This window comes from Dryocola clanedunensis, from assembly GCF_038405435.1.
Classification (GTDB): domain Bacteria; phylum Pseudomonadota; class Gammaproteobacteria; order Enterobacterales; family Enterobacteriaceae; genus Dryocola; species Dryocola clanedunensis_A.
The window spans coordinates 1-544 of the sequence record NZ_JBBYHZ010000193.1 but is presented as its reverse complement, the minus strand read 5'-3'; the positions used below and the strand labels follow the sequence as shown (position 1 = coordinate 544).

At 70.2% G+C, this 544-nt stretch carries 1 protein-coding gene; it reads right to left on the bottom strand.

The window, feature by feature from the left end; translation table 11 throughout:
- A partial coding sequence (locus AAE045_RS24180) for a hypothetical protein (protein WP_455549835.1) occupies positions 1-326 on the bottom strand: 326 nt, incomplete at its 3' end.
- Positions 327-544: the final 218 nt, after the last annotated feature.

Sequence of the window (544 nt, the reverse complement as noted above, 5' to 3'; positions counted from 1 at the left end):
TCACGCACGAACACATCGCCAGTGCGCACGAACGCCGAGCGCTGGCGCGCGCTGTCGTAGACCGGGCTGTCCACATCCAGGGTGCCACGCTGGTCATCGCCGACCTGTGCAGCCACGCCACCGGCGACCGGCTGGCGGAAGGTATCGCGCACCGGGCTGCCGGTGCGCTTGAGCTGGTACTCGACCTGCTGGCTGTTCCAGGACCACCACGCGCTTTCGACCGGGGGGCCGATCCAGTCCGGGTCGGCCATGGCCTGCTCGATGGTGATCGGCGTCGGCGCCGCATGGGCAGCGCCGCCAAGGGCGGCGAGCAGCAGCAGGGACAAAGGCAGCGTTCTGGGCATTGCGGGCGGCACCAATGAGGAAAACCCGCCAAGCGTAGCAGCCGCAAGGGCCGCGGGAAGGGGCCACAGGTCATGGGCGTGCGCTCATGAGCGACGGCCGGTGGGTCGGGCGCTGGGCCCCCATACCCGTTCCGGCGAATGTCCTCCGGCGTCGGCCTGCGGCCGCCCCCCTCCCCCTTTATTTCGCCTCCAAGGGTATG